We start from the raw sequence: 3485 nt of genomic DNA, 5'->3' as shown, positions 1-3485 counted from the left end.
GGGCGATCAACATGAAAATCAACTCACCGGCAAACATGTTGCCGAACAACCGCATGCCGTGCGACACGGTTTTGGCGGCAAACTCAATCAACTGCATCAGGAAGTTGACGGGATAAAGGTAGACCTTGTCACCAAAGGGCGCCGCCACCAGCTCATGCGTCCAACCACCCAGACCCTTGATCTTGATGTTGTAAAACAGGCAAACCAGGAGCACACTGCAGGACATGCCCAGCGTGGTGGAGAGGTCAGCCGTGGGCACCACGCGCATGTAGTCCTTGTAACCCATGGCCGGACCCACGCTGTGCCAGATCGCAGGCAGAGCATCCACCGGCAGCATGTCCATCGCATTCATCAGGAAGATCCAGACAAACACCGTCAAGGCCAATGGCGTCACCAGCTTGCGGCTATTGGCATTGTGAATCACACCCCTGGCCTGCTTGTCCACCATTTCGGCCATGATTTCAACCGCCGCCTGAAAGCGCCCCGGCACACCTGAAGTAGCCCTGGAGGCCGCACGCCACAACAGAAAACAGGCCAGCACACCCAGGATCACAGAATAAAACAGGGAGTCAAGATTAAACAGACTGAAGTCAACCAAACCAGTCTGCTTTGCACCCTGAAAAGAAAAATCCATCTGCAAATGCTGCAAATGGTGCTGGATGTATTCGCCAGCATTCGGACCATGTGTTCCAGTGTTTTCAGCAGCAGCCATATGTCACCAATTTTCAATCATTAAAGCTTTGCAACCGATTTTTTGCGCCCCGAATGCAACCACATGGCCACCCAGTACACCTTCATCGTCACCACGAAGCCAGCCAACAAGGCCAGCCAGTTCAATTCCAGAATCAGTCTTGGCGCAGCAAACAACATTGCCACCGTCAAGACCACCTTCACCATTTCCCAAACAAAAAATCCACCCAGCGCAGCACCCGCGTTTTGCGCACCTTGCTGACGCCTCAGGCCGCGCAGGAAAACCAGCGCCGGAACAACCACAGCCAGTGCACCATAAGCCGCCGACCAGGCCGCAACTGCCAAATCCGTAACCAGCCAGACCAATAACGACACCAGCACACCGACCAGAACTTGCGCCCCAAGCACCGTCCAGGGCGACATCTTGGGCATTGACTGCTGCAGCGCCTTGACTTCTTCTGCACTCAGCCTCTTGAAGTCCTCTTCTTCGGCATCATCTTCGATCGACTCCCAAGACTTAAGCAAGGATTGTTTCCTAAAATAATTACAAGCAGGTTACGCCGAGATCAAGCACTTATTACAAAGTCCGCCATTTTACTTAGAAACACGAACGAAATTTCACACGCCAGAACGATAATTGTTTTATGAGCAACTTGCCCCCCTCTCCCGATTCGCCACAAGCTGAGTCGCTGATTACCTATCCCTCACTTTTTCCGATCAAGGTCATGGGCGCCAAAGTTGATGGCCTGGTGCACGCCATCACCCACATCGCCCTGCAGTTTGACCCGCAGTTTGATGCCGCCACGATTGAACTGCGCGAAAGCAAGGGCGGCAAATACCTGGGCGTCACGATCACGATCAACGCCACCAGCCGCGAACAGCTTGACGAGATTTACCGCACGCTGTCCACCCACCCGATGGTCAAGGTGGTGCTGTAGCCATGCCGATGGAGGTGGAGTTTTTGGGTCGCGTGGACTATGCACCGACCTACGCGGCCATGCAGAAATTTACCGCTGAGCGATCTGAGGGCACGCCCGACGTTTTATGGATTTGCGAGCACGCGCCGGTTTACACCCAGGGCCTGGCGGGCAAAAAGGAGCACATCTTCAACCCTGGCGACATTCCCGTGGTGGCCACCAACCGCGGTGGCCAGGTCACTTACCACGGCCCGGGGCAAGTGGTGGCCTACCCGCTGCTCGACCTGAAGCGTGCTGGCTACTTTGTCAAAGAGTACGTTTACCGCATCGAGGAAGCCGTGATCCGCACGCTGCTGCAGCTTGGCGTGACCGGCCACCGGGTGGCGGGTGCGCCGGGTATTTACGTCCGGCTGGACGACCCCAGCGGCCATGCGCTGCTGCCGCAACGGCCGATGAAAAGCGGGGCGGATCCCAATTTTTCCGGCCTTGGCAAGATCGCCGCCTTGGGCATCAAGGTCAGCCGCAATTGCACTTACCACGGCGTGGCGCTGAACGTCGCCATGGACCTTGAACCCTACTCGCGTATCAACCCCTGCGGCTACACCGGGCTGCAAACGATTGATCTTTCTACAATTGGCGTTGTTGCAAGCTGGCAGGAAGTGGCTGAGGTATTCAGCCTGAAGCTTGCTGTTTCTCTCGACCCCTGATGCCGTCATTGCGAACGCAGTGAAGCAATCCATGACTTCCGACGGCATGGACTGCCGCGCTACGCTCGCAGTGACGGTGCACCACCTAGCATATGAACACCTCCAAAGACACCAACACGGTACGCACCCCCCAAAGCGCTGAAAACTACGACGCCACCGCCAAGCAAAAATCGGCGGCCAAACTGTCGCGCATCCCGATCAAGGTGGTGCAGGGTGAAATCTTGCGCAAACCCGAATGGATTCGCGTCAAGGCGGGCAGCCCGACCACCCGTTTTTATGAAATCAAGGACGTGCTGCGCAGCAACAAGCTGGTCACCGTCTGCGAAGAAGCCAGTTGCCCCAACATCGGCGAATGTTTTGGCAAGGGCACGGCAACGTTCATGATCATGGGCGACAAATGTACCCGGCGCTGCCCGTTTTGCGACGTCGGCCATGGCCGCCCCGACCCGCTCGATGTCAACGAGCCGGTCAACCTGGCCAACACCATTGCCCAACTCAAGCTGAAATACGTGGTGATCACCAGCGTCGACCGCGACGACCTGCGCGACGGCGGCGCCGGCCATTTTGTGGCCTGCATCCAGCACATCCGTGAAAAATCACCGCAGACGCAGATCGAGGTGCTGGTGCCCGACTTCCGCGGCCGCGACGACCGCGCGCTGGAGATCCTCAAGGCGGCCCCCCCGGACGTGATGAACCACAACCTGGAAACCATCCCGCGCCTGTACAAAGAAGCGCGCCCCGGCTCCGACTACCAGTTCAGCCTGAACCTGCTGAAAAAGTTCAAGGCGCTGTTTCCCGACGTGCCGACCAAGAGCGGCCTGATGGTAGGCCTGGGCGAAACCGACGACGAAATTTTGCAGACCATGCAAGACATGCGCGACCACGGCATCAACATGCTGACCATTGGCCAGTATCTGGCGCCAAGCACCAGCCACCTGACCGTCAAGCGCTACGTGCACCCCGACGTCTTCAAGATGTTCGAGACCAGGGCCTATGAAATGGGTTTCAGCCACGCCGCTGTCGGCGCGATGGTGCGCTCCAGCTACCACGCGGACGTTCAAGCAGGTCATGCGATGGGGAATACCACTGCCTGAAAAAGCCGTTTTGATGCAAAGCCACTGGCACACCTCCAGTCTCTGGCTGGACCTGGCCTCGCTGTCGCAGCGCTGCG

At 57.4% G+C, this 3485-nt stretch carries 5 protein-coding genes; 3 read left to right on the top strand and 2 right to left on the bottom strand.

Going from position 1 to position 3485, the window contains the following annotated elements:
• Together atpB and NDI87_RS17135 are read right to left on the bottom strand one after the other, a co-directional pair.
• Positions 1-712: F0F1 ATP synthase subunit A (gene atpB / locus NDI87_RS17140; RefSeq protein WP_296276798.1), on the bottom strand; the 712-nt coding region annotated here is incomplete at its 3' end.
• 20 nt (positions 713-732) lie between these two features.
• The gene (locus tag NDI87_RS17135; RefSeq protein WP_296276797.1) at positions 733-1215 is read right to left on the bottom strand and encodes an ATP synthase subunit I; all 483 of its coding nucleotides are present in this window, start codon (positions 1213-1215) and stop codon (positions 733-735) included.
• A gap of 119 nt (positions 1216-1334) precedes the next feature.
• On the opposite strand from NDI87_RS17135, the gene NDI87_RS17130 reads away from it, so the two are divergent.
• From NDI87_RS17130 to lipA, 3 genes are all read left to right on the top strand, one after another.
• Positions 1335-1628 (top strand): DUF493 family protein, encoded by a 294-nt coding sequence (locus NDI87_RS17130; protein WP_296276796.1) that lies wholly within the window; start codon positions 1335-1337, stop codon positions 1626-1628.
• A 2-nt stretch (positions 1629-1630) separates the two neighbouring features.
• The gene (lipB, locus tag NDI87_RS17125; protein WP_296276795.1) at positions 1631-2314 is read left to right on the top strand and encodes a lipoyl(octanoyl) transferase LipB; all 684 of its coding nucleotides are present in this window, start codon (positions 1631-1633) and stop codon (positions 2312-2314) included.
• Positions 2315-2406: 92 nt separating this feature from the next.
• Positions 2407-3408, top strand: a complete 1002-nt coding sequence (gene lipA / locus NDI87_RS17120) for a lipoyl synthase (protein ID WP_296276794.1) — start codon at positions 2407-2409, stop codon at positions 3406-3408.
• Positions 3409-3485 lie beyond the last annotated feature (77 nt).

This window comes from Rhodoferax sp. (genome assembly GCF_023701345.1).
Lineage (GTDB): Bacteria > Pseudomonadota > Gammaproteobacteria > Burkholderiales > Burkholderiaceae_C > Rhodoferax.
The sequence above is the reverse complement of the archived record's forward strand: the minus strand, read 5'-3'. Positions and strand labels throughout refer to the sequence as shown.